25 protein-coding genes are annotated in these 24,526 nt (G+C 70.9%); 17 read left to right on the plus strand and 8 right to left on the minus strand.

Annotation, left to right across the window (positions count from 1 at the left end; genetic code table 11):
- Positions 1-11: 11 nt before the first annotated feature.
- Positions 12-341: a hypothetical protein gene (locus ACLNEE_RS07525; RefSeq protein WP_411421766.1), complete on the plus strand. Its 330-nt coding sequence runs from the start codon at positions 12-14 to the stop codon at positions 339-341.
- 22 nt (positions 342-363) lie between these two features.
- Here ACLNEE_RS07525 and ACLNEE_RS07530 read toward each other — a convergent pair whose 3' ends face one another.
- Positions 364-834, minus strand: a complete 471-nt coding sequence (locus ACLNEE_RS07530) for a glutathione peroxidase (protein ID WP_411421765.1) — start codon at positions 832-834, stop codon at positions 364-366.
- A gap of 86 nt (positions 835-920) precedes the next feature.
- Between ACLNEE_RS07530 and mgtE the strand changes: the two genes are divergently transcribed.
- The 6 genes from mgtE (at position 921) to ACLNEE_RS07560 (ending at position 8,325) form a co-directional block, all read left to right on the plus strand.
- Positions 921-2,345 carry a magnesium transporter gene (gene mgtE, locus ACLNEE_RS07535; RefSeq protein WP_411421764.1) on the plus strand — a complete coding sequence of 475 codons (1,425 nt, stop codon included), beginning with the start codon at positions 921-923 and terminating at the stop codon, positions 2,343-2,345.
- 175 nt (positions 2,346-2,520) lie between these two features.
- Positions 2,521-3,489, plus strand: coding sequence for an RpoD/SigA family RNA polymerase sigma factor (locus tag ACLNEE_RS07540; protein WP_411421841.1), 969 nt, complete (start codon positions 2,521-2,523; stop codon positions 3,487-3,489).
- Between the two features lie 94 nt (positions 3,490-3,583).
- A complete protein-coding gene (locus ACLNEE_RS07545) occupies positions 3,584-4,951 on the plus strand; it encodes an NDP-hexose 2,3-dehydratase family protein (protein ID WP_411421763.1) in 1,368 nt (455 codons plus the stop codon).
- Positions 4,952-4,955: 4 nt separating this feature from the next.
- On the plus strand, positions 4,956-6,014 hold the full coding sequence (locus ACLNEE_RS07550; RefSeq protein ID WP_411421762.1) for a glycosyltransferase family 2 protein: 1,059 nt from the start codon (positions 4,956-4,958) through the stop codon (positions 6,012-6,014).
- A 2-nt stretch (positions 6,015-6,016) separates the two neighbouring features.
- Positions 6,017-7,288, plus strand: coding sequence for an 8-oxo-dGTP diphosphatase MutT (gene mutT / locus ACLNEE_RS07555; RefSeq protein WP_411421761.1), 1,272 nt, complete (start codon positions 6,017-6,019; stop codon positions 7,286-7,288).
- A complete protein-coding gene (locus tag ACLNEE_RS07560; protein ID WP_411421760.1) occupies positions 7,288-8,325 on the plus strand; it encodes a carbohydrate kinase family protein in 1,038 nt (345 codons plus the stop codon). The genes mutT and ACLNEE_RS07560 overlap by 1 nt, the downstream gene beginning before the upstream one ends.
- Before the next feature lie 4 nt (positions 8,326-8,329).
- Here the strand turns inward: ACLNEE_RS07560 and tsaE are convergent, their stop codons facing one another.
- On the minus strand, positions 8,330-8,839 hold the full coding sequence (gene tsaE, locus ACLNEE_RS07565) for a tRNA (adenosine(37)-N6)-threonylcarbamoyltransferase complex ATPase subunit type 1 TsaE (RefSeq protein WP_411421759.1): 510 nt from the start codon (positions 8,837-8,839) through the stop codon (positions 8,330-8,332).
- A gap of 122 nt (positions 8,840-8,961) precedes the next feature.
- On the opposite strand from tsaE, the gene ahcY reads away from it, so the two are divergent.
- Positions 8,962-10,389, plus strand: coding sequence for an adenosylhomocysteinase (gene ahcY / locus ACLNEE_RS07570; protein WP_411421758.1), 1,428 nt, complete (start codon positions 8,962-8,964; stop codon positions 10,387-10,389).
- Positions 10,390-10,495: 106 nt separating this feature from the next.
- Here ahcY and ACLNEE_RS07575 read toward each other — a convergent pair whose 3' ends face one another.
- The gene (locus ACLNEE_RS07575) at positions 10,496-10,900 is read right to left on the minus strand and encodes a single-stranded DNA-binding protein (RefSeq protein WP_411421757.1); all 405 of its coding nucleotides are present in this window, start codon (positions 10,898-10,900) and stop codon (positions 10,496-10,498) included.
- Between the two features lie 127 nt (positions 10,901-11,027).
- Between ACLNEE_RS07575 and ACLNEE_RS07580 the strand changes: the two genes are divergently transcribed.
- The 7 genes from ACLNEE_RS07580 (at position 11,028) to ACLNEE_RS07610 (ending at position 17,534) form a co-directional block, all read left to right on the plus strand.
- A complete protein-coding gene (locus ACLNEE_RS07580) occupies positions 11,028-12,074 on the plus strand; it encodes a rod shape-determining protein (protein WP_412006949.1) in 1,047 nt (348 codons plus the stop codon).
- A gap of 5 nt (positions 12,075-12,079) precedes the next feature.
- On the plus strand, positions 12,080-12,820 hold the full coding sequence (mreC, locus tag ACLNEE_RS07585) for a rod shape-determining protein MreC (protein WP_411424840.1): 741 nt from the start codon (positions 12,080-12,082) through the stop codon (positions 12,818-12,820).
- Position 12,821: 1 nt separating this feature from the next.
- The gene (locus tag ACLNEE_RS07590) at positions 12,822-13,322 is read left to right on the plus strand and encodes a hypothetical protein (protein WP_412006950.1); all 501 of its coding nucleotides are present in this window, start codon (positions 12,822-12,824) and stop codon (positions 13,320-13,322) included.
- Between the two features lie 36 nt (positions 13,323-13,358).
- Positions 13,359-14,666: an ABC transporter substrate-binding protein gene (locus ACLNEE_RS07595; RefSeq protein WP_411424384.1), complete on the plus strand. Its 1,308-nt coding sequence runs from the start codon at positions 13,359-13,361 to the stop codon at positions 14,664-14,666.
- A 180-nt stretch (positions 14,667-14,846) separates the two neighbouring features.
- Positions 14,847-15,611, plus strand: a complete 765-nt coding sequence (gene rpaB, locus ACLNEE_RS07600) for a response regulator transcription factor RpaB (protein WP_411424385.1) — start codon at positions 14,847-14,849, stop codon at positions 15,609-15,611.
- A gap of 43 nt (positions 15,612-15,654) precedes the next feature.
- Complete coding sequence (lysS, locus tag ACLNEE_RS07605; protein ID WP_411424386.1) at positions 15,655-17,166, plus strand: lysine--tRNA ligase; 1,512 nt, start codon at positions 15,655-15,657, stop codon at positions 17,164-17,166.
- Between the two features lie 104 nt (positions 17,167-17,270).
- Positions 17,271-17,534, plus strand: a complete 264-nt coding sequence (locus ACLNEE_RS07610) for a hypothetical protein (protein ID WP_035832975.1) — start codon at positions 17,271-17,273, stop codon at positions 17,532-17,534.
- A 97-nt stretch (positions 17,535-17,631) separates the two neighbouring features.
- Here ACLNEE_RS07610 and ACLNEE_RS07615 read toward each other — a convergent pair whose 3' ends face one another.
- The 5 genes from ACLNEE_RS07615 to egtB are packed head-to-tail and all read right to left on the minus strand — an operon-like array spanning position 17,632 to position 21,377.
- Positions 17,632-18,429 (minus strand): YdcF family protein, encoded by a 798-nt coding sequence (locus ACLNEE_RS07615; RefSeq protein WP_411424388.1) that lies wholly within the window; start codon positions 18,427-18,429, stop codon positions 17,632-17,634.
- A 23-nt stretch (positions 18,430-18,452) separates the two neighbouring features.
- Positions 18,453-18,932: a hercynine metabolism protein gene (locus tag ACLNEE_RS07620; RefSeq protein WP_411424389.1), complete on the minus strand. Its 480-nt coding sequence runs from the start codon at positions 18,930-18,932 to the stop codon at positions 18,453-18,455.
- Positions 18,929-19,180, minus strand: coding sequence for a hercynine metabolism small protein (locus ACLNEE_RS07625; protein ID WP_411424390.1), 252 nt, complete (start codon positions 19,178-19,180; stop codon positions 18,929-18,931). The genes ACLNEE_RS07620 and ACLNEE_RS07625 overlap by 4 nt, the downstream gene beginning before the upstream one ends.
- 2 nt (positions 19,181-19,182) lie before the next feature.
- Entirely contained in the window at positions 19,183-20,172 is a 990-nt protein-coding gene (egtD, locus tag ACLNEE_RS07630) for an L-histidine N(alpha)-methyltransferase (RefSeq protein WP_411424391.1), read from the minus strand.
- The gene (gene egtB, locus ACLNEE_RS07635) at positions 20,169-21,377 is read right to left on the minus strand and encodes an ergothioneine biosynthesis protein EgtB (protein WP_412006951.1); all 1,209 of its coding nucleotides are present in this window, start codon (positions 21,375-21,377) and stop codon (positions 20,169-20,171) included. Before egtB ends, egtD begins: the two co-directional genes overlap by 4 nt.
- Positions 21,378-21,444: 67 nt before the next feature.
- Here egtB and ACLNEE_RS07640 point away from each other — a divergent pair, with 67 nt between their 5' ends.
- Positions 21,445-22,446, plus strand: a complete 1,002-nt coding sequence (locus tag ACLNEE_RS07640) for a cysteine synthase A (RefSeq protein WP_411424393.1) — start codon at positions 21,445-21,447, stop codon at positions 22,444-22,446.
- A complete protein-coding gene (locus ACLNEE_RS07645) occupies positions 22,446-24,467 on the plus strand; it encodes a serine/threonine protein kinase (RefSeq protein ID WP_412006952.1) in 2,022 nt (673 codons plus the stop codon). Before ACLNEE_RS07640 ends, ACLNEE_RS07645 begins: the two co-directional genes overlap by 1 nt.
- The last annotated feature ends 59 nt before the right edge of the window (positions 24,468-24,526 follow it).

The following is a 24,526-nucleotide window of genomic DNA, read 5'->3' on the forward strand; positions in this document are numbered from 1 at the left end:
GAGGGCCGTTGATGGTTGCGTCCTCTCCGCTGCTCGCGCCCTGGCGCTGGATGGCCCTGCTCGGCTTTGCCCTGGTTGCTCCCGCCGGTCTGCCGGCCGGGGGAGCCGACTGGCGGACGCCGGAACTGCGGCGGCGCCAGAGCAGCCGCGAGCCCGTGCTCAGCGCGGTGCCCCAGGTGCTGCGCTGCGCGCCGGAACGGCAGGCCCCGGCCATCGCCCAGGCCCAGGCAGGGGTTCCGCTGCGGGTCCTGCGCAGCTGGGCCCGGCCTGGGGGCGAGCGCTGGCTGCAGGTGGAACTGGCCACCGGCGCCGGTGCCCGCCGCGGCTGGCTGGCGGGCTGATCACCGGGGCCTTCAGGGGCCTTCAGGCCGCCAGGGCGGCTTCGATGGCGCTGGTGAGCTCGGCAGCCTCAGGCTCCACGCCGCTCTTGAAGCGGGCGAGCACCGTGCCGTCCTTGCCCACCAGAAACTTCTCGAAATTCCAGGCCACCGGGCCGCTGGGCTCGGCCTGGGTGAGGGTCGTGTAGGGCGCCTCGGCCATCACCACCTTGTCGAACAGGGTGAAATCGGCCCCGTAGGTGGTGGAGCAGAACTGCTGGATTTCCGGCAGGCTGCCGGGCTCCTGGGCGCCGAAGTCATTGCAGGGGAAGCCGAGCACCGCCAGGCCCTGCGGGCCGTAGGTCTCCTGCAGCTTCTGCAGCCCGGCGTACTGACGGGTGAAGCCGCAGCGGCTGGCGACGTTGACGATCAGCAGCACCTGGCCGCCCCATTCACCCAGACGCCGCTGGCCTCCCTGGGCGTCGCGCACCATCACATCGCTCACGTTCACGGCCATGGATCGTTCCGTTTTCGGCGGCCGGACGCTAGCGGCTGCTCCCCGCGGCCGGCCCATAAACTCGACACTGCCGTGGCTCCGGGCCGATGAGCGAAGCGAACGGCACCAGCGTGAACCTGAAGACCTCCCCGGTGGGAGGCGGGGGTGTGCCGCTGGCCGACGTGGTCGCCCGGCAGCTGGAGACCCTGCTGGAGGCCGGCAACTACGACGGGGCGAAGCTGCTGCTGCAGCCCGTGCAGGAGGTGGACATCGCCGAGGCGATCGGGACCCTGCCCCGCACCCTCCAGGCCCTGGCCTTTCGCCTGCTGCCCAAGGACGAGGCCATCGAGGTGTACGAATACCTCGACCCCAGCGTGCAGCAGACCCTCCTCGACCGGCTCCGCTCCGGGGAGGTGCTGGAGCTCGTCGAGAAGATGTCCCCCGATGACCGGGTGCGGCTGTTCGATGAGCTCCCCGCCAAGGTGGTTCGCCGGCTGCTGGCCGAGCTGAGCCCGGCGGAGCGTCGCGTCACCGCCCAGCTGCTCGGCTACGAGGCCGAGACCGCCGGCCGGTTGATGACCACCGAGTTCATCGATCTGAAGGAGTTCCACAGCGCCGCCCAGGCCCTCGAGCTGGTGCGCCGCCGGGCCCGGGAGACCGAGACCGTCTATTCCCTCTACGTGACGGACGGCTCCCGCCATCTCACCGGGATCCTGTCACTGCGGGATCTGGTGGTGGCCGATCCCCAGGCCCGCATCGGGGATGTGATGACCCGCGAAGTGGTGAGCGTCTCCACCGAGACCGACCAGGAGGAGGTGGCCCGGGCGATCCAGCGCTACGACTTTCTCGCCGTGCCCGTGGTGGACCGGGAGCAGCGGCTGGTCGGGATCGTCACCGTCGATGACGTGATCGACGTGATCGAGCAGGAGGCCACCCGCGACCTCTACGCCGCCGGTGCCGTGCAGGCGGGCGACGAGGACGATTACTTCCAGAGCAATCTGTTCACCGTGGCCCGGCGGCGGGTGGTGTGGCTCTCGGTGCTGGTGGTGGCCAATGGCTTCACCTCCGAGGTCATCGCCCTGCAGGGCAAGGTGCTCAGCCAGGTGGTGGTGCTGGCGGCCTTCATCCCCCTGCTGATCGGCACGGGCGGGAACGTGGGGGCCCAGAGCTCCACCGTGGTGATCCGCGGTCTGAGCACCCAGCGGATCCAGTCGCTGGGGGCGACGCGCACGATCCTGCGGGAAGCCGTCGCCGGAGCCCTGCTGGGCGTGCTGATGCTGGTGGTGGTGGTGCCCTGGGCCTGGTGGCGCGGCGAGGGACCGCTGGTGGGGCTGTCCGTGGGGATGAGCCTGCTGGCCATCACCACCCTGGCGGCCACGGCGGGGGCGGCCCTGCCGCTGCTGTTCGACCGGCTGGGCCTGGATCCGGCGTTGATGTCGGCCCCCTTCATCACCACCGCCACGGACGTGGCCGGCGTGTTCATCTACCTGCAGACCGCCGGCTGGCTGATCGGCCGCCTGGGTACGGGATGAGCCCCGGGGATGGGCATCGGCAGGCGGCCGCCGCGCCCAGATGAGAAGAGGTTCACACTTCTTCAGGTTAGGCTTAACGGAACTTCAAGGGCCCGGAACCATGATGCTTGCTCTTGCCCCTGACCCGACCAGCCTCTCCGGCGTTGCGGTCTCCCCCGATCGCCCCGCCCGCCAGATGCCCGCGGTCGATGGGGATCTGGTGCGCAGCTACCTGCGCGACATCGGCCGGGTGCCGCTGCTGACGCACGAGCAGGAGATCACGCTGGGCCGCCAGGTGCAGGAGCTGATGGCGATCGAGGAGACGGAGCAGGAGCTGACGATGCGTGCGGGCGGGACGCGTCCGAGTGCGGCGGAGCTGGCGAAGGCGTTGGGTCTGAGCGGTCCTGTGCTGCGCAAGCGCCTGCAGGCGGGCCGTCGGGCGAAGGAGCGGATGGTGGCGGCGAATCTGCGCCTGGTGGTGAGCGTGGCGAAGAAGTACACCAAGCGGAACATGGAGCTGCTGGACCTGATCCAGGAGGGGACCATTGGCCTGGTGCGGGGTGTGGAGAAGTTCGACCCGACACGGGGTTACAAGTTCAGTACGTATGCGTACTGGTGGATCCGGCAGGGGATCACGCGGGCGATTGCGGAGAAGAGCCGCACGATCCGGCTGCCGATCCACATCACCGAGACGCTGAACAAGCTGAAGAAGGGTCAGCGGGAACTGAGCCAGGAGCTGGGCCGCACGCCGACGGTGACGGAGCTGGCGGGGTATGTGGAGCTGCCGGAGGAGGAGGTGAAGGACCTGCTGTGCCGTGCGCGTCAGCCGGTGAGTCTGGAGACGAAGGTGGGGGATGGGGAGGACACGGAGCTGCTGGATCTGCTGGCGGGGGATGGGGAGCTGCCGGAGGAGCGTGTGGACGGGGAGTGCCTGAAGGGGGACCTGCGGGCGCTGCTGGAGCAGCTGCCGGAACTGCAGGGGCGTGTGCTGAAGATGCGCTACGGCATCGATCCGGATTCCGCCGAGACCTCTGAGCCGATGAGCCTCACGGGCATCGGCAGGGTGCTCGGCATCAGCCGGGATCGGGTGCGCAACCTGGAGCGCGACGGACTCGCCGGCCTGCGTCGGCTCAGCGAGGCGGTCGAGGCCTACGTGGCCAGCTGACGCATCCTGCTGACCGTGCCCGCTGACCCCGCGCCTTCCGGGGTTAGTTTCGCCGGCGGAGCTGCTCCTGCCACTCCGTCACCGCCCGTACTCCATGCCATCCGCGTCACTGTCGTCCTGGCTGGAGCTTCGGCGCAAGCTGTGTGACATGGCTGTTCGGGAGATTCCCTGGCGGGACTCACAGGAATGGATCTACGCCGAGGGCGCCTTGCGGCATCGCTCCGGCGGCTTCTTCAGCATCGTGGGCGTCGAGGCGGAGGCCGGCGGCAGGATCACGCTGCACCAGCCCCTGATCGACCAGCCCGAGATCGGCATTCTCGGTTTCCTGATGCAGCGGCGCGGCATGCAGCCGCACGAGCCTGTGCCGCACCTCCTGATCCAGGCCAAGCCCGAGCCGGGCAACATCGGTCTCTCCCAGGCGGCACCGTCGGTGCAGGCCACCAAGAGCAACTACCAGCGCCTGCACCACGGCAAGGCGACCCCGTTCCTCGCCTACTTCACCGGGCACGACCAGGCGATCGTTCATGCCGACAGCCTCCAGTCCGAGCAGGGCACCCGCTTCCTGGGCAAGTACAACCGCAACATGACGGTGGAGGTGCCTCCCGACCTCGACCTCCCCTGTGACAGCTCCTACCTCTGGGCGCCGATGCCGGAGGTCTGCGAGCTGCTCGTCAGCGATTTCCAGATCAACACCGACGCCCGCTCGGTGCTGGCCACCTCCGACTGGACTGCGCTGGCCCCACCGGAGGGCCCCTTCGCCCGCTGGAGCGGCCAGGGGGGATTCGGCGAGGGGCTGTTGCGCTCCTACCGCGCCGGCGCCACGGAACAGCTCAGCAGCGATGCCGCGATCGTGGAGCGGCTGGAATCGATCCGCAGGGCCTACCCCTTCACGGTGCGCGTCGTGCCGCTCGACGATCAGCAGGGGTGGCTCCGTGGGGAGGAGCCCCGGCTGCTGGGACCCGCCGGCAGTTTCGACGTGCGCCAGGTGGCCGTGAGTTGCAGCGAGCGGGAGGTGCAGACCTGGGATCAGCCCCTGGTGGCCCAGGAGCGTGAAGGCACGGCCGTACTGCTGGCGCGGGAGATCGGCGGTGTGCTTCATTTCCTGTTCCGTTGCCGTCCTGAGATCGGCTTCCGAGAGGGCTTCCAGTACGGCCCTGCCCTGCAGGACGCCGGCGGCGCGCCTTCCCCGATCCCCGCCCTCGATGCCGAGGAGCAGCAGCTGGAGACCTTGAGCCTGCAGGCGAGCCCCGTGCTCTCCAACCTCCATTCCGACGAAGGGGGCCGTTTCTACCGCTCCGTGGCGCGCTACAGCATCCTGCTGCTGGGGGAAGCCGAGCCCTTGCCCAGCTCGGACACGCTCAGCTGGATGACCCTGGGGCAGATCGCCCGGCTGGTTCACCGCCAGGGCCTGTTCTCGAACGAGGCCCGCAGCCTGGTGTCCATGCTGCTCGCCTACCTCTGAATCGATGCCGATCGCAGCGCCGGGCGTGCCGCAGGTCACCTTCGTGATCGCCACCTACAAGCGGGTTGATGCCCTGCGCAGCACGTTGCGGGCCCTTCAGCTGCAGAGCGTCAGCGACTGGGAAGCCATCGTGGTGGGCGACTGCTGCGAACCCGAGACCGGCCAGATGCTCAGCGCCCTGGCCGAGCCGCGGGTGCGCTACTACAACCTCACCCAGCGCTTCGGCGAGCAATCCGGGCCCAATTCCTTCGGCCTGGCCCTGGCTCGGGCGCCGGTGGTCTGCTTTCTCAACCACGACGACATCCTGCTGCGGGATCACCTGGAGATGGGCCTGCCGCTGCTGCGTCAGGCCAGGGCGGACCTGCTGATCGCGCCTGCCCTCAAGCTGGTCGATTGCCATCAGGATGCCGATGGCACCATCCGCCCCGTCTTCATGAAGCGGATCACCGTGGCGCCGCCGCTGCAGGATCTGCGCATGCTCCTGAGGCCGGAGGATCTCTATTACGACCCCAGCAGCTTCTGGCTGGTGCGCACCGCTTTCGCCCGACAGGTGGGGCCCTGGACCCACTCCAGCCGACTCTGGCGCACACCGCTGCGCGACTGGCTGCTGCGGGCCTGGCGTCGTGGGGGGCGCTTCGTCTTCGGGGGCGAGCTGGTCGGGATCCGCGTCGTCACCCACAACCATCGGCCCAGCCGCCGGCGCTACAACGCCCGCACCCCCGAGCATCAACGGCTGGTGCAGCTGCTCGCCCACCGCAGCCCTGACCAGTTCCGTGACCTGATCCCGCCGCACCTGCACCAGAACGCCCAGGAGCTGGCCCGCCCCCTCCAGGCATCGGCGGCGGCGCCGGGGGGAGCCAGGGTCACGCCGGCGTTGAAGCTGAAGGCCTGGCTCTTCCGCCTGGTCGGTCTCGACTGGCAGGTGCTGCGGTGGCGCTGGGGTGGCGTGGAGCGGGGGGCCTTCCATTCCCGCCTGCTGCGGCTGCGCACCGGTGAGGCGATCGCCGCCGTGCCGGATCTCCAGCCCCTGCTGGCCGACCCCGAGCGCTACCGCATCCTCTGACGGTGGCGCCCCCTTCAGGTGCGGACCCCGCAGCGGCGCTGGGACGGGCGGATCCGCTGGCTGCCGAAGCCTCCCTGGCCGGGCTGGAGGCCGGGGCGCCGGCCCTTCGCCGCCGGCTGCTCCGTTGGTGGGAACACCATGGCCGGCAGGCCATCCCCTGGAAGCTGCGCCCCGATGGCAGCCCGCCCGGCGATGGCGAGGCCCTCGATCCCTACCCGGTCTGGGCCGCCGAGATCATGCTGCAGCAGACCCAGCTGCCGGTGATGCTGCCCTACTGGACAGGGTGGATGGCCCGGTTCCCGGATCTGGAAGCCCTGGCCCGCGCCGACAGCCAGGTGGTGCTGCTGCAGTGGCAGGGGCTCGGCTACTACGCCCGCGCCCGGCGCCTGCACCAGGGGGCGCGCCAGCTGCTGGCGGCGGGAGGCCCTGGCCCGGTCGTCTGGCCGAGGGATCTGCCGGGTTGGCTGGCCCTGCCCGGCGTGGGCCGCAGCACCGCCGGCAGCATCCTCTCCTCGGCCTTCGATCAGCCCTACGCCATCCTGGACGGCAATGTGAAACGGGTGCTGGCCCGGCTGATTGCCAGCCCCAGGCCGCCGGCGCGGCAGCTCGCCGGCTTCTGGCAGCTGAGTGAGCGCCTGCTCGATCCCGAGCGGCCCCGGGTGTTCAACCAGGCCGTGATGGACCTGGGCGCCACCGTCTGCACCCCCCGCCAGCCCCGCTGCGGGGCCTGTCCCTGGCAGGGGGACTGTGCTGCCTACGCTGCCGGCGACCCCGCCCGCTTTCCCGTGAAGGATGCTCCCAGGCCCCTGCCCTTCCAGGTGATCGGCGTGGGGATCGTGCTGGATGGCGATGGCCGGGTGCTGATCGACCAGCGTCTGCAGGAAGGTCTGCTGGGTGGGCTTTGGGAGTTCCCGGGGGGCAAGCAGGAGCCCGGCGAGCCCATCGCGACCACCATTGCCCGGGAGCTCCGCGAGGAGCTGGCGATCGAGGCCGCGGTGGGGGAGGAGCTGATCCGGCTGGACCATGCCTACAGCCACAAGCGGCTGCGCTTCGTGGTGCACCTGTGCCGCTGGATCAGCGGGGAGCCCCAGCCACTGGCCAGCCAGCAGGTGCGCTGGGTGCGGCCCGAGGACCTGGGCACCTACCCCTTCCCGGCGGCCAACGCCCGGATCATCGCGGCTCTGCTGGAGCGGCTGCAGGGGCCGACTTCGGGCTCCGAGGCTGACGCCGGCGGCGGATCGGGCCAGCCTGGAGCCAGTCGATCAGCCGCCTGATGGCTGTCCATCCCCAGGTCGTCTGCTTCGGCGAAGCCCTGGTGGACCGGCTCGGTCCGCCCGGTGGCGATCCGGCCCTGGCAGCGCTCGACCAGCTCGAGGACCACCTCGGGGGGGCTCCCGCGAACGTGGCCTGTGCCCTGGCCCGCCTGGGCACGCCCGTGGCCTTCGTGGGCCGGCTGGGCCGGGATCGGATCGGCCAGGCCTTTGCCGAGCTCTTCCAGCGCCGCGGCGTGGACCTCAAGGCCCTGCAGTGGGATGGCCGGCGGCCCACCCGGATCGTGCTGGTGCGCCGGGATCCCAGCGGCGATCGCCAGTTCGGTGGTTTCGCCGGCGACCTGGGCGATGGTTTCGCCGATCAGGCGATCGAGGCCGAGCCCCTCGCCCGCGAGCTCGCCGCGCTCGCGCGGCCATCCCAGCCCCGCTGGCTGCTGGTCGGCACGATTCCCCTGGCCAGTGCCACCGCCGCCGCGGCCCTGGAGCGCTGTCTGGCCTGGGCCGAGGCCGCCGGGGTGGCCCTCGCTGTGGACGTCAACTGGAGGCCCACCTTCTGGGATCCGGTCGCCCCTCCGGAGGCTCCCCCCAGCGCCGCTCAGGCCGAGCGCATCCGCCCGCTGCTGCAGCGCGCCGCCCTGATCAAGTGCGCCGCCGAGGAAGCGGAGTGGCTGTTCGGCAGCCCGGAGCCCGCTGCGGTGCGCGAGGCCCTGCCCCAGCACCCCGCGGTGGTGGTGACGGACGGAGACCGGCCACTGCGCTGGTGCCTCGGGCCGGCCTGCGGCGCGCAGCCGTCCTTTCCCGTGGACGTCATCGACACCACGGGCGCCGGCGACAGCTTCACCGCGGGGCTGCTGCACCGCTTGTGCGGCCGCCCCGCTCTGCTGGGCGGGGCCGACCCGCTGGCGGTGGCGGAGCTGATGCGCTTCGGCAGTGCCTGCGGTGCCCTGGTGTGCCAGGGGGCGGGGGCGATCGACCCCCAGCCGAGCGAGGCGGCCGTGGACGCCTTCCTGGCGGCCGCTTCCGGCCCGCCGGGGGTCTGAGCTCTCAGCGCGAGAGGCCGCTGCCGCCCCCTTCGGCGGGGGCCGGGCGCCACAGGCAGGCCAGCCGCCCGGCGGCGGGATCGTCGCCGGGGAGGAGCTGCAGGTCCACCCACCAGGCGCTAGACGGCCGGAAGCTCAGCCGTTCGGGCCACTCCACCGCCAGCACGGCGCCCCGCGCCATGGCCTCCTCCTCCTCCTGGGCGAACAGCTCGTCTGCGGCCGCCGCCAGCTCCAGCCGGTAGAGGTCGAGATGCACCAGGCCGCGGCAGGCCCCATCCGCGCTCGGGAGATAGTGCTGCGCCAGGGCGAAGGTGGGGCTGGTGATCGGCTCAAGGATCCCGAGGCCCGCGGCCAGGCCCTGCACCAGCGAGGTCTTGCCGGCTCCCAGGTCACCACAGAGCAGCACGATCGCCGACTCCGGAGCGAGCAGGCCGGCCAGTTCCCGCCCCAGGCGACGGGTCGCTTCGGCATCCGCAAGGGTGTGGCGGCGCCAGGGTGGGTCGGGGTGGCTCACGGGTGTTCAGAACCTGCCTGTAGATTGCCCGCCAAGCGAGCCCGAAGCCTCGGCGTCTCCGCAGATATTTCCCATCCACGCCCTCCCAGCCGGGAGCGAGCCGTTTCCCAGGAGTGACAACCATGGTGGCCACCCCCGCCGCGCCTGCGCTGCAGACGACAGCCTCGTATGTGATCGCCGATCTCGGCCTGGCCGATTTCGGCCGCAAAGAGATCGCCATCGCCGAAACCGAGATGCCCGGCCTGATGGCCCTGCGGCAGAAGTTCGGCGCAGAGCAGCCCCTCAAGGGGGCCCGCATCGCGGGTTCGCTGCACATGACGATCCAGACCGCCGTCCTGATCGAAACCCTCGTGGCCCTTGGGGCCGAGGTGCGCTGGGCCAGCTGCAACATCTTCTCCACCCAGGATCACGCCGCCGCCGCGATCGCGGCCGCCGGCGTGCCGGTGTTCGCCTACAAGGGCGAAACCCTCGATGAGTACTGGGCCTTCACCCACCGGATCCTGGAGTGGGGCGATGGCGGCACGCCCAACATGATCCTGGACGATGGGGGCGACGCCACCGGTCTGGTGATTCTCGGCACCAGGGCCGAGCAGGATCTCTCGGTTCTCGACAACCCCTCCAACGAAGAGGAGACCGCCCTCTTCAACAGCATCCGCCAGAAACTGGCCGCCCAGCCCGGCTTCTACTCCCGCATCCATGCCGCCATCCAGGGCGTGACCGAGGAGACGACCACCGGCGTGGCCCGTCTGTACCAGCTGCAGAAGAGCGGTGAGCTGCCCTTCCCGGCGATCAACGTCAACGATTCGGTCACCAAGAGCAAGTTCGACAACCTCTACGGCTGCCGCGAATCGCTGGTGGATTCGATCAAGCGTGCCACCGATGTCATGGTGGCGGGCAAGGTGGCTCTGGTGCTGGGCTACGGCGATGTGGGCAAGGGTTCGGCCCAGTCGCTGCGCGGCCTCGGCGCCACCGTGATGATCGCCGAGATCGACCCGATCTGCGCCCTGCAGGCGGCGATGGAGGGCTACCGCGTCGTGCGTCTCGACGACGTGGTGCGCGATGTCGACATCTTCGTGACGGCCACCGGCAATTTCCAGGTGATTCGCCACGAGCACCTGATCCAGATGAAGGATCAGGCGATCGTCTGCAACATCGGCCACTTCGACAACGAGATCGATGTGGCCTCGCTGAAGCAGTACCCCTGGGACAACATCAAGCCCCAGGTGGATCACATCACGCTGCCCAGCGGCAACAAGATCCTGCTTCTGGCCGAGGGTCGTCTGGTGAATCTGGGCTGCGCCACCGGCCACCCCAGCTTCGTGATGAGCAACTCGTTCACCAACCAGGTGCTGGCCCAGATCGAGCTGTTCACCAAGGGCGATCAGTACGGCAAGCAGGTCTACGTGCTGCCCAAGCACCTCGATGAGATGGTGGCCCGCCTGCACCTCGAGAAGATCGGCGCCAGACTCACCGAGCTCACCGCCGAGCAGGCCGCCTACATCAACGTTGCCGTGGAGGGCCCCTACAAGCTCGAGCACTACCGCTACTGACCCCCGGCAGGCCGCCCAGCCTGCCCAGCTGTGTGCAGCTCTCGGAAGTCCAGCCCCCGCCGGCCATGCCGGTGGGGGCTTTCTGTTCGGGCCCGCTCGCCCGGACTCAGAACGGCACTTCCTCCTCGCTCGGTTCGCCGCCCCCGAATCCGCTGCCCCCGAATCCGCCGCCCCCGCCCAGGCCGGCCTCGCCATCCCGTCGGGAGCCCAGCAACTCCAGCCTGTCCACCCGGATCACCGGCTTGGTGCGCTCCTCGCCGCTGTTCCGGTCGGTCCAGCGGTCGAGCTTGAAGCTGCCGATGATCCCCAGCAGGGAACCCTTGCGGACGTAGTCCGCCGCCACCTGGGCCTGTTTGCCCCAGATCTCGAGGTTGAACCAGTCGGGTTCGTCGTCGCGGCTGCGGCGGTTCACCGCCAGGGTGAGGTTGGCCACCACGCTGCCGGACTCGAAGTACCGCACTTCAGGGTCGCGGCCGGCACGGCCGACGAGGGTGATGGAATTGACGCCCATGGCGTGTCTCCTTGGTCGATTGGGTCAATGATGCGGCACCCCTCGGGGCGCCTTCTCCGGTTCAGTTCCACCCTTTGGCCCGGCCGTACCACCCCCCTATGATTTGGGGCTGCCTGGCGGGTCGTCCGTGTTTTTTCGTCGTTTCCAGTTTTCCCGTGACATCGGTATCGATCTGGGAACGGCCAACACCCTGATGTACGTGTCCGGCAAGGGCATCGTGCTGCAGGAACCCTCCGTCGTGGCCCTGGATCTCGAGCGCGGGGTGCCCCTGGCCGTGGGCGACGAGGCCAAGCTGATGCTGGGCCGCACCCCTGGCAACATCCGGGCCGTGCGTCCGCTGCGCGATGGCGTCATCGCCGATTTCGACGCCGCCGAACAGATGATCAAGACCTTCATCCAGAAGGGCAACGAGGGGCGCGGGATCGTCGCCCCCCGCCTGGTCATCGGCATCCCCAGCGGCGTCACCGGCGTGGAGCGCCGGGCCGTGCGCGAGGCGGGCCTGGCCGGCGCCCGGGAGGTGCACCTGATCGATGAGCCGGTGGCCGCGGCCATCGGTGCCGGGCTGCCGGTCACCGAACCGGTCGGCACCATGATCGTGGACATCGGCGGCGGCACCACCGAGGTGGCGGTGCTCAGCCTCGGCGGCACCGTGCTGAGCGAATCGGTGCGGGTGGCCGGCGATGAGCTCAGCGACTCCATCGGTGTCTACCTCAAGAAGGTGCACAACCTGGTGGTCGGTGAACGCACCGCCGAGGACATCAAGATCCGGATCGGTTCGGCGTTCCCCGACGACGAGCACGACGAGACCTCGATGGACGTGCGGGGCCTGCACCTGCTCTCCGGCCTGCCCCGCACCATCAACGTGCGCGCCGGCGACATCCGGGAGGCCATGGCCGAGCCCCTCAACGTCATCGTGGAAGCCGTCAAGCGCACCCTGGAGCGCACCCCTCCCGAACTGGCCGCGGACATCGTCGACCGGGGCATCATGCTGGCCGGCGGCGGTGCCATGGTGCGCGGGATCAGCGATCTGATCAGCCACGAGACCGGCATCCTCACCCATGTGGCCGAAGATCCCCTGCTCTGTGTGGTGATGGGCTGCGGCATGGTCCTGGAGGACTACAAGCGCCTCGAGCGGGTGCTCGATACCCCTGACTTCGTGCGTCAGGCGGCCTGAACCCGATGCAGGCGGGCCGCCGGCTGCGACTGCCGCCGTTGCGATGGCTCACGGCCGGCTGGCCCTGGGGCCTGCTGCTGCTCGCCCTGGTGGGGGTGCGGCTCAGCAAGGGGGCCTTCCTCACCGATGTCTACGCCCTGCTCACCCGGCCCTTCTGGCCCGGTTCGGCCCAGGGGGAGTGGATCAAGGCCGCCGAGCAGCTCGATCTGCAGTCGAGGCTTTCGGTGCTGGAGGCCGACAACCGGCGCCTGCGCGAGTTGCTGGAACTGCAGCGCAGCTCGGGGCAGGACGTGACGGCGCCGGTCATCTCCCGGGACGCCCAGGGCTGGTGGAGCCAGCTGGTGATCGGGCGGGGTTCCCTCCACGGCGTCACCCCGGGCGATGCGGTGGTGGCGCCGGGGGGACTGATCGGGCGGGTGGCCAGCGTCACCCCCAGCACCGCCAGCGTGGCCCTGCTCACCGATTCCTCCAGCCGCGTCGGTGTGTGGATCGGGCGGGTCCAGCGCCACGGGCTGCTGGTGGGGGGAGGCACCGCCCGGCCGATCCTGCGCTTCATCCAGAAGGATCTCGGCGTGCGTGCCGGCGATCTGGTGGTGACCTCTCCCGCCAGCACCCTGGTGCCCCCCAACCTCACCGTCGGGGTGGTGCAGTCGGTCGACGATCAGGCCGTGCCGGCTCCCGAGGCAGTGGTGCAGCTCAGCGCGCCGGTCGACGCGGTGGACTGGGTGCGGGTGCGGGTCCGCTGAGATGGCGGTCCTGACCCGCCAGCGCTGGTGTGTCGCCACGGCACTGCTGGTGCCCTTCCTGGTGCTGGCCTCTCCAGGGGCGGTCAAGCTGGCCGGTGTGCCGCCCAGCTGGGCCGTGCTCTGGCTGCTGCCCTGGGCCCTGGTGGATGGTCCCCTGTCCGGGGCGTTCGCCGGGCTGGGCCTGGGGTTGATGCTGGATGCGCTCGTGCTCGGCGAGGTCACCCAGATCCCCGCCCTGATCCTGCTGGGCTGGTGGTGGGGACGGCTCGGCCGCAAGGGCCCCCCGATCGAGCGCAGCTTCAGCCTCGGTCTGCTGGCCCTGCTGGGCACGGCCCTGGTGGGGGCCACGGTGCTGCTGCAACAGCTCTGGCGCGGCCAGCTCGGTGAGGGGGCGCTTCACACCCTGTGCGCCCAGACTCTCCTCACCGCTCTGCTGGCGCCGATGCTGTGTTCCCTGCAGCTGCTGCTCTGGCGTCAGCAGGCACCGGGCTTGCGCAGTTGACTGACGCTGCGCCATGACGTGATGGGGAGGAAGCCGATGGGCGTCACGCGCCGACAACTGCTGTGGCTGCTGCTGGCCGGCGGCGGCTCCGCTGCCCTGGGGGCCTGCGGTGGCGGACGCCGCGGCGCCGATGGGCGGCGGGAGCTGAACGTCTGGACCCTCGATCTGGCCCCGAAGTTCAACGACTACATCGGCGGTGTGATCGACGCCTGGGAGCGCCAGCATCCCCAGGTGCGGGTGCGCTGGACCGATGTGCCCTGGGCCTCGGTGGAGCGCAAGCTGCTGGCGGCGGTGTTTGCCCGCACCGCCCCGGATCTCGTCAACCTCAACCCCCCCTTTGCCGCCAACCTGGCCAGCAAGGGAGGGCTGCTCGACCTGACCCCGGAGCTGCCGGAGGGAGCCGCCCAGCGCTACCTGCCGGGCATCTGGGCGGCAGGCCGCCAGGGCACCGACCAGTTCGCCATCCCCTGGTACCTCACCGCCAGGATCACCATGGCCAACCGCCAGCTGCTGCAGCGCGCCGGCTACGCCGCTCCGCCGTCGCGCTGGGAGGAGGTGCCGGCCTATGCCGAGGCGGTCCGTCGCCGCACCGGTCGCTACGCGCTGTTCATGACGGTGGTGCCCGACGACTCGGCCGAACTGCTGGAGTCGTTCGTGCAGATGGGGGTGCGGCTCCTGGACGACCGCCAGCGGGCCGCCTTCGACAGCCCTGCGGGTCGCCGGGCCTTCGCGTTCTGGACCGATCTCTACCGCCGCGGTCTGCTGCCCCGGGAGGTGGTGAGCCAGGGCTACCGGCGGGCGATCGAGCTGTACCAGTCCGGTGATCTGGCCCAGGTCGCCACCGGGCCGGATTTCCTGCGCAACCTGCAGACCAATGCCCCCGGCGTGGCCTCCCGGACCGCGCCCTACCCCCCGCTGACCGGTGCTGACGGAGCCGCCAACGTGGCGGTGATGAACCTGGTGGTGCCGAGGCAGAGCGCCATGGCCGCCGAGGCCGTGAGCTTCGGCCTGTTCCTCACCGATGCGGCCAACCAGTACCGTTTCGCCGACCAGGCCCGGGTGCTGCCCTCGTCCCGGGAAGCCCTGCAGCGCCTGCAGACCAGCCTGCGCCGGGGGGGCGAGCGCAGCCCCGCTGAGCAGCTGGTGGAGGACGCCCGCCTGCTGTCGGCCACCACCCTGGAGCGGGCACAGGTGCTGGTGCCGGCCATCCCGGGCATCAAGCGGCTCCAGGCGATTCTGTACACCCAGCTCCAGCGGGCCATGCTCGCTCAGGTCGACAGCGATGCGGCCCTGACCCAGGCCCGCCGCGAGTGGGACCGCTACGCCGCCGCCCGCTGGCCCTGAGCGACCCCGACCGGGGCGCCGTTAGCAGGGTCGCGCCGATCCCGCTGTTTCTTCAGAAATGCTTAAATCCGGCCAGATCGGCCCGCCAGGCGTCGATCCGGGGGATGACCCCAGGCCGGGCCGAGGGGTAAGGTTGCGTTTCTTCATCCCTGCGGCGCCTCGCCCATGCCCTCTGCGGACATGCCGACCACGCCCGCGGAGCCCAAGGCCACCCTGCTCGTCGTTGACGACGAGTCCGCCGTCAGACGGGTGCTGCTGATGCGGCTCCAGCTGGCCGGCTATCGGGTCATCTGCGCGGAGGACGGCGAGGAGGCGCTCAGCCTCTTCCACCAGGAACAGCCCGACCTGGTGGTGCTGGATGTGATGCTGCCCAAGCTTGATGGCTTCGCGGTCTGCCGCAGGCTGCGGGCCGAATCCTGCGTGCCGATCATCTTCCTCTCGGCCCTCGACGCCATCGCCGAGCGTGTGTCCGGCCTGGACCTCGGTGCCGACGACTACCTGCCCAAGCCCTTCAGCCCCAAGGAGCTGGAGGCCCGCATCGCCACGATCCTGCGCCGCGTCGGTCGCGGCTCGGCGGCCACGGAGCCCCGGGAACAGTCCAGTGGCAGCGGTGTGCTGCGGGTGGGTGATCTGGTGGTGGACACCAACCGCCGTCAGGTGACCCGCGAAGGCGAGCGCATCGCCCTGACCTACACCGAATTCAGCCTGCTCGAACTGCTCTTCCGCGAGCCCGGCCGGGTGGTGCCCCGCGCCGAGATTCTCGAGCAGCTGTGGGGGTACCCGCCCCGGCGGGCCGCCGATCTGCGGGTCGTCGATGTGTACGTCGCCCGGCTGCGCGGCAAGCTCGAGCCCGACCCCCGCAACCCCGAGCTGATCCTCACCGTGCGGGGCACCGGCTATGCCTCCCAGCGGATGGGAGACGGAGGGATGACCGCCGCCGGCTGACCCCGCTCCTGCAGGATGGCCCGCAGCTGAGATCCCCTCCCCCGTGTCGGAGCTGCGCGAGACCCGCCTGGAGAAAGCCCGGACCCTCGCCAGCCTGGGCCAGGGTCCCTATGCGCTGCGCTTCGAGCCGACCCATCGCACCGCCGACCTCCAGGTCGACCATGCCGACCTGGCCAATGGCCAGGAACGGGACGTGGCCGTGGCCGTCGCCGGCCGGGTGATGACCCGGCGGGTGATGGGCAAGCTCGCCTTCTTCACCCTGGCCGATGAAAGCGGTCCGATCCAGCTGTTCATCGAAAAGGCCACCCTCGCCTCGGCCATGCCGGAAGACCCCGAGGCCTTCGCCCACATCACCTCCCTGGTGGACGCGGGCGATCTGATCGGTGTGCACGGCAGTCTTCGCCGCACCGACCGGGGTGAACTCTCGGTGAAGGTGAAGGGCTGGACGATGCTGAGCAAGAGCCTGCAGCCCCTGCCGGACAAGTGGCACGGCCTGGCCGACGTGGAGAAGCGCTACCGCCAGCGCTACCTCGATCTGATCGTCTCGCCCCACACCCGTGAGACCTTCCGGCGCCGTGCCCTGGCGGTGAGTGCCATGCGCCGCTGGCTGGATGAGCGGGGATTCCTCGAGATCGAGACGCCGGTGCTGCAGAGCCAGCCGGGCGGTGCCGATGCCCGGCCCTTCGAGACCCACCACAACGCTCTGGATCTGCCCCTCACCCTGCGCATCGCCACCGAGCTCCATCTCAAGCGCCTGGTGGTGGGTGGGTTCGAGCGGGTGTACGAGCTGGGGCGCATCTTCCGCAACGAGGGGGTGAGCACGCGCCACAACCCCGAGTTCACCTCGGTGGAGGTCTACCAGGCCTATGCCGACTACACCGACATGATGGACCTCACCGAGCAGCTGATCGCCCACGTCTGTCAGCAGGTCTGCGGTGCCACCCGGATCACCTACCAGGGCACCGAGATCGACCTGACGCCGCCCTGGCGGCGGGCCACCATGCACCAACTGGTGCAGGACGCGAGCGGGCTCGACTTCACCGGCTTCGCGAGCCGGGAAGACGCCGCCGCCGCCATGGAGGCCCGCGGCCTCGCCGTGCCTGAACTGGCCGATTCGGTGGGGCGGCTGCTGGTGGAGGCCTTCGAGCAGTGCGTCGAGGGCCAGCTGATCCAGCCCACCTTCGTGATCGACTATCCGGTGGAGAACTCCCCCCTGGCCCGGGCCCATCGCAGCAAGCCCGGCATGGTGGAGCGCTTCGAGCTGTTCATCGTCGGTCGCGAGACCGCCAATGCCTTCAGTGAACTGATCGACCCGGTCGACCAGCGGCAGCGTCTCGAGGCCCAGCAGGCGCGCAAGGCTGCCGGGGATCTCGAGGCCCAGGCGGTCGATGAGGACTTTCTCCATGCGCTGGAGGTGGGGATGCCTCCGACGGGGGGTCTGGGGATCGGCATCGATCGGCTGGTGATGCTGCTCACCGACAGCGCCTCGATCCGCGACGTGATCGCCTTCCCCCTGCTGCGGCCTGACCAGAAGGCCGAGGTCCCGGCCTGCTGAGCTGTCGCCCCCCAGGCCGCGACCGGCCGGCAGGGCCGGCCCCGAGGGGCACAATGAGATAATGGGTTCGGTAGGCAATCTCCCCCACCGGGGGCAGCGATTCCATGAGTGGCGAGCGCGTCGGTTTCCGCTTCCAGCACGCAGATGCGGTTGTGAAGCGCAACCCCCAGGGGCGCTCCAGGCGCGGCTGGGTGATGGAGCCGGTGGAGCAGACCACCAGCCGGGGCACCAAGATGCCGGCCTACCGCATCCGCTGGCGCGACAGTGAACGCCCCGAGATCGTCCTGCAGCACATGCTGATCGCCGACCCGGATCCCACGCCTCCCCCCGAGGGCGTGAGCCTGGTGCCGCCGGCACCGAAGAAATGACGGCTGCGGAAGAGCTGAGGGCGGTCCGCTGCCACCCGGCTGCCACCCCGGCTGATCGGTCCGCCACTTACCCCTCCACCTGCACCACCGACCGGGCTCAGCTCCATCCGCGCCATCGGTAGACCAGCAGCCCCAGGTGCTCCTTGAGCATCACCGTGCTCAGGTGGAGCGCCTCCGCATTCGGCGCCAGGTCCAGCAGGGTGCTGCCCAGGGTGGCGCGCCCGTAGTTTGCACGGCTGGGCAGCTGGTAGTCGGCCGGCACCGGGATCACCTCCAGCCCACTCCGCTGCCGGAACGTCGCCAGGGAGCGGGGCATGTGGAAGGCACTGGTGACCAGGAACACCCGCTGCCAGCCCCGGCGCCGGGCCAGCGCGCCGATGTCGCGTGCCTCCTCGGCGGTGGTCCGGGAGCGGTCATTCAGCACGAGGCGATCCGCCGGCACGCCCAGTTCCAGGGCGAGATCGCGGGCCCAGTGCGCCTCCGGTGGGGCAGGGTCGCCCGCGGTGAAGCTCACCCGGCCGCCGCTGGCCACCAGGATCGGCGTCTTCCCCTGGCGCAGCAGGCGGACGCCGGTGAGCAGGCGGTCGCCCCCTTCGCCCACTTCCACCGCCGTGCGTGGCGCCAGGGGGGGGCGCAGGCCTCCACCGAGGACCACCACCGCATCGGCGCTGGGAAGGGAGCGGGGGGCCAGGCTGGCGCTGTGCTCCTCCAGCCCCCAGATCAGCTGGCGGGCGGTCAACGGCATCGCGAAGAGCCAGATCAGGCCGATCCCCGCCCAGCCCAGGCCGCGGGCCCAGCGGCGGTTTCCTCCGGCCTGACCCCCCAGCAGCACCAGCAGCCCGAGGCCGAGGGGGTAGAGCGCAAGCGGCAGCAGCTTCGTGAGCAGGAATCCCATGGCGGTCGCGGCCCCGGGGCCTTTCAGCCCTGACGGCGGCGCAGCTCTTCGAGCTCCTGCTGGGCTTCGAAGGCGGCCCAGTCACGCTCGAGGCTGGGCCCATCGCCCGCGCGGCTCCGGGCCTGGCGGCTGGCGAGGCCGAGGAGCTCCTGCTCCACCGCGGCGAACCGTTGCCCCAGCGCCTCCAGCTCCTGCCAGCGTCGGCGTCCCTGCTGCATCAGCTCCCCCACATGCTGCTCGGCCCGCTCGGCCAGGTCGCTGGCGCCGGCGTCGCGGGCCTTGTCGGTGCGCTCCTGCCACTGGCGGATCTGGCTGGCCAGCTGCAGCAGGCCCTGCCGCTGCCGCTCCGCCTGCTGCTGCAGGCCCCGTCGCTGGGAGCGCAGGTGGGCCTGCCGGTCGCGATCCTCCTGATCCCGCAGCAGGGCCTCCTGGTCGGGGTTGGCGGCGAGGAAGGTCTCCAGTTCCCGCTCCAGCCGGGCTTCCAGGTCGTCGAGCCAGCTCACGGACCTGCAGCTCCTCCGGTCGGATCACCGGCCGGGCTGGTGATCAGCGGGGCCTCGATTTCCTCCTGCAGCGGGGTGATCGCCGCTTCGCGGGACCGCAGCAGCAGCTGGGTCAGGCGGGCGACGGCCCCCTCCCCCAGCTGCTGATCGCCGATGCGGTCGAAGGCCTGGCGGTACAGGTCCTCGAGCTCGGCGATCAGTCCCTCCCGCATGCGGCGCATTGCCGCCCGCTGCTCCTCCCGGCCCATGCTCAGCCCTCCCGTACACGGCCATCCTGCACAACGCCATCCTGCTCCAGCAGATGGAGGGAGAGATCCCCCGCCGGATCACTCCAGCGGCATCGGGGTCGCCAACCGGCCGCGGCGGCCAGGGCGGTGAAGGCCTCCGGGGTGTACTTCAGGCTGTATTCGGTGATCAGCTGCTCGCCGGGCTCGAAGGTCCAGCTCCGGCCCGCCAGCCGGACCCGTTGGCGCCTCCGGCTGATCAGGGCCATGGCGATGCGGCTGTGCTCGGCCTCCCAGCGGGCCTGGTACTCGAAGGCGCTCGGATCGAAATCGCCGTCCAGGTCGCGGTTGAGGCGCACCAGCAGGTTGCGGGCGAAGGCCGCCGAGACTCCCGCCGCGTCGTCGTAGGCCGCCTCCAGGCGGGCCGCGGGTTTGGGCTGGTCGATGCCGATCAGCAGCCGGCTGCCCGGGCCCAGCAGCCTGGCGAACTGTCCCAGCAGCCTCCTGGCCTCCGCCGGCGTGAAGTTGCCCAGCGAGCTGCCCGGGTAGAAGCCCAGCAGCCGCTGGCCGGCGAGCAGGGGATGGTCGGGGAGCCGCTGCAGACGGCTGTAGTCGCAGCAGATGCCCAGCACCGGCACGGACGGATGTTCGGCCTGCAGTTCGGCGCAGGCGGCGGCCAGGTGGTCCGCGCTGATGTCCAGGGGCACGTAGGCCGGCGGCTGAAGGGCCCGCAGCAGGGGGGCCACCTTGCGGGCGCTGCCGGCGCCGAACTCCACCAGCACCCCCTTCCCGAGGCTGGCGGCCAGCTCAGGCGCCCGCTGCTCCAGCAGGGCCGTCTCCACCCGGGTGAGGGTGTATTCCGGCTGGGCGCAGATGGCCTCGAACAGCCGGGAGCCCTGGGCGTCGTAGAGCAGCCAGGCCGGCAGCTGCCGGGGGCGCTGTTCCATGCCGTCCGTCACGAGTGCCGCCATGTCGGCGGTCTCGGGGTGCAGGTCGATCAGGGGGCAGGTCCTCATCGGCGATCCTGGGCCAGCCGCAGGCCCGCCGCCATCCAGCGGCAGGCGGGCGGATAGAAGTTGCGGTAGGAGCTGCGGGCGTGGCCGGCCGGGGTGAGGAAACAGCTGCCGCGCAGCACCATCTGGGAGCTCATGAACTTGCCGTTGTATTCCCCCACGGCTCCGGGTGCTGCCCGGAAGCCCGGATAGGGACGGTAGGGGCTGGCGGTCCACTGCCACAGCAGGCCGTGGGCCCGGGGCAGGTGCAGCGCCAGCACCTCCCACTCCGCTTCCGTCGGCAGGCGGGCGCCGGCCCAGCGGGCGTAGGCATCGGCTTCGAACCAGCTCAGATGCCGCACCGGGGCTTCCGGATGGCGCTTCACCGGCCCGGCGAGGCTGAATTCGAGGTTGTCCCGCCAGTAACGCGGCGTCCGCCAGCCGCGGGAGGTGGCCACGGCCCAGCCCTCACTCATCCACAGGTCGGGGCGGTCGTAACCGCCGTCGGCGATGAAGGCGGCGTAGTCGGCGTTGCTCACCAGCCGAGCGGCGATGGCGAAGGGCTCGAGCCACTGGCGATGGCGCGGGGCCTCGTTGTCGAAGTGGAACCCCCCACCGGCGTGGCCGACCCTCACCAGCCCACCGGGGTGCTCCAGCCAGGTGGGCTGGTGACGGTCGGAGCCGCGCCAGGCCGTCTCGAAGGCCCGCTCAGGCCCGGGCCCGTAGGGAGGCTCGAGCGGATTGCGGCTGAAGCCGTCCAGCAGATCCATCAGCAGCAGTTCCTGGTGCTGCTGCTCGTGCTGCAGGCCGAGCTCCACCAGCTCCAGCACAGGGGGATGCCGCTCCTCCGTCCAGGCCTCCAGCTGCTGCAGCAGCAGCTCCAGGGCCGCATCCACCCGGTGGCGCCAGTCCAGCACCGCGGCGATGGAGGGGCGGCTGAGCAGACCCCGCTGGGGACGCGGATGGCGAGCGCCGATCGCGTCGTAGTAGCTGTTGAACAGAAAGCCCCAGCGGGGGTCCGCCGGCTCGAACGCCAGGTCCTGACCTCTCTCCAGCTGGGGCCGCAGCACGAAGGTCTCGAAGAACCACGTCGTGTGGCCCAGGTGCCATTTGGGCGGACTCGCATCGGCCATGCCCTGCAGACAGAGGTCCTCGGGCTCCAGCGGTTCGATCAGGGCCAGACTCTGCTGGCGAACCTGGCGGAGCCGGGCCTGCAGGCCACTGGTCATGGGATGGCCGGGGTCAGGCCTGACCATAGGGAGCTTGCCTACGATCCCGCCACGCGGTTTTCACGCCATGGGCGGCATCACTGAGGGGTTCGTTGGAGCGGTGGGCCACACCCCGTTGATCCGCCTGCAGGCGCTCAGCGCGCTGACGGGTTGCGAGATCCTCGGCAAGGCGGAGTTCATGAACCCGGGAGGATCCGTCAAGGACCGGGCGGCCCTGGGCATTCTTCTGGAGGCGGAGCAGGAGGGATCGCTGCAGCCCGGCGGCACGGTGGTCGAGGGCACGGCCGGCAACACGGGCATCGGCCTCACCCACCTGTGCAATGCCCGGGGGTATCGGGCCCTGATCGTCATCCCCGACACCCAGTCCGCCGAGAAGATCGGCCTGCTGCGCAGCCTCGGGGCGGAGGTGCGCACCGTGCCGGCGGTGCCGTACCGCGATCCCAACAACTACGTGAAGCTCTCCGGCCGCATCGCAGCCGAGACCCCGGGAGCGGTGTGGGCGAACCAGTTCGACAACCTCGCGAACCGTCGGGCCCACTACGCGAGCACCGGGCCCGAGATCTGGGAGCAGACCGCGGGCAAGGTGGATGCCTGGGTGGCGGCCACCGGGACCGGCGGCACCTACGCCGGTGTCGCCCTCTACCTCAAGGAACGCAACCCCAGGGTGCGGTGCGTGCTCGCCGATCCCCACGGCAGCGCCCTCTACAGCTGGGCCCGCACGGGGGAGCTCAGCAGTGAGGGCAGCTCCATCACCGAGGGGATCGGCAACAGCCGGGTCACGGCCAACCTGCAGGGAGCCCCGGTGGACGACGCCGTCCGCATCGACGACCAGTCGGCCCTCGAGACCATCTACAGCCTCCTCTGGCGGGAGGGGCTCTTCCTCGGGGGCTCCGTCGGCATCAACGTCGCGGCGGCGGTGGAAACGGCCAGGCGGCTGGGCCCCGGTCACACGGTCGTCACCGTGCTCTGTGACAGCGGCGACCGTTACAGGTCCCGGCTCTACGACCGGGACTGGCTGGCAGGCAAGGGCCTGCGCCAACCTGAGCGCACCCTGGTCCCGGCAGGTTGATGGCCTCCGATTCCGTTGCCGCTGCCCAGCCGGGCCAGATCATCGGCGAGCGCTACCGGCTGGAACAGTGCCTCAGCGAGGGCAGCCAGGGGAGCCTGTGGCGCGCCAGGGACCAGCTGGCGGGCGATGCTCCCGTGGCCTTGCGTCGACTCGGACCTGAGCTGGATCAGGGGCGGGCGCTCGAACTCTGGGGCCGGCTGCAGGGCGTGCTGCACCCCCAGGTGCCCCGGCTGGGGGGCAGCCTGCGTGCCGACGCTGCCCTCTGGCTCGTGCGCGAGTGGCAGGGCGGCCGCACCTACCAGGAGATCGTCGAGGTCCGGGGGGAACGCCAGATGGTGTTCGGGCCCGGGGAGGTGCTGCTGCTGCTGCGGCAGCTGCTGCCGGTCCTGGCCGTGCTGCACGGCCAGGACCTTGTGCACGGGGACCTCTGCCCGGCCAATCTGCTGCGCCGGGACAGCGACGGGCTGCCGGTGCTGCTCGACTACGGCCTCGTGGTGGGTGGCGTGGCCGCCACCCCCGGGTTTGCCCCACCGGAGCTCGCCCAGACGCGCCGCCCCCTGCCGTGGATGGATCTCCACGCCCTCGGGGTGACAGCCCTGGTGCTGCTGAGCGGCGATCCCCCTGCCCGGTTGCTGGACCCCGTCACCCTGAGCTGGCGCTGGCCGGCCGCGCTGGCCAGCGAACCCGATCTGCACCGCACCCTGCAGCGCCTGCTCAGCCGTGAGCCGGAGCAGCGATTCGCCTCGGCGACCCAGGCCCTGGCGGCCTTCCAGGCCCTGCCGATGCCGGAGAGCACCGGCCCCGTTCCCCGCGCCGACCGCACCGTGGTGCTGGTGCCACCGCCGGTGACGGCCGCCGCGGCGACCCCGGCTCCCGCGCAGCCGGTCCCGCCGGCCCCCCAGCCAGAGCTCCCCCCGCTCCATGCCACCGTGCCCGCCAGGACGGGGCGCAGCCGGGGCGAGGAGCGCGATGAGGCCGCCGAGGGGGGCATCTGGCCGGTGGTGATGGCCCTGGTGCTCTCTGCCGTGGTCGGTACGGCCCTGGGCTGGTGGTGGCTCAGCCGTGGCAAGCAGGCGGCCCCCTCCACACCGGATGCCGCCCTGCAGCTGCCGAGCAGCCTGCCGCCGGCCGAGGTGGATCAGCGCCAGCAGCTGCTCAACCGGCTGCGGGCGATGCAGGTGGACCGCTCCTGGTTCCTCAAGCTGGTGGACGCGAGCCTGCTCGCCCAGTTCCCGGAGCGCGGCGGCCGCCTCCCCAGCGACTCCCTCGAGGACGCCCCGCTGCGGAAGGTGTGGAACGAGCTGGCCGAGGAGTGGCTGGCCCGGGTGGAACAGCTGCCGCTGGAGATCCGTCGCCGACTGGGCAGCTACAGCAACGGCGACTGGGAACGTCGCCAGGCCGATCTGGTCAAGCAGGGTCTCAGCCCCGAAGTGCTGCGCCAGCTCGTTTCGGGCAGCGCCCAGAACTTCCTGCCGGGCCGCTCCGGCGCCGCCGTCCCGGCCGAACCCTTCCGCCAGCTCTGGTATGCCGCCGCTGAGCAGATCCTGGCCAGCGTTCAGATCGAGCCGATCCGCGCCGAGCCCCTGCAGACCCAGGTGATCTCGGCCTCCGTGGATGCCGGAGGCGCCCGTCTCTTCCCGGTGCGGTTGCCGGAGGGCTACCGGCTGGTGCTCGGGGTCAACGGCTCGCCGCTGATGCAGATGAGCGTGTTCGGGCCCGACGGCACCCAGCTGGAGCCCAAGGGGCCGCTGCGGGTGGTCAGCCTCGGCTCCCAGAAGCGCTCCCCGGTGCAGCTGCTGGTGACCAACGACGGCGTGGCGCCGGCACTGATCACCCTGTCGCTGCGGGCCGACCCCCCTCCCGAGGCCCCGCCCGTCGAGCAACCGACCGAGTCCAGGCCGGAGGGGGCGACCACGCCGCCGAGGCCACCGATCGGCTGGCCCGACAAGCCCGCCGAGCCACCCGCCGAGACTCCCCCCGACAGTGCCAGCGGTCCCGAGCCGCCACCACCGCTGAACTGACACGCTGAACTGACGCGCTGACCTGACGTACTGACCTGACGTTTCGGGGGCAGGTGCAG

Source organism: Aphanothece stagnina RSMan2012 (assembly GCF_046764815.1).
GTDB lineage: Bacteria > Cyanobacteriota > Cyanobacteriia > PCC-6307 > Cyanobiaceae > NIES-981.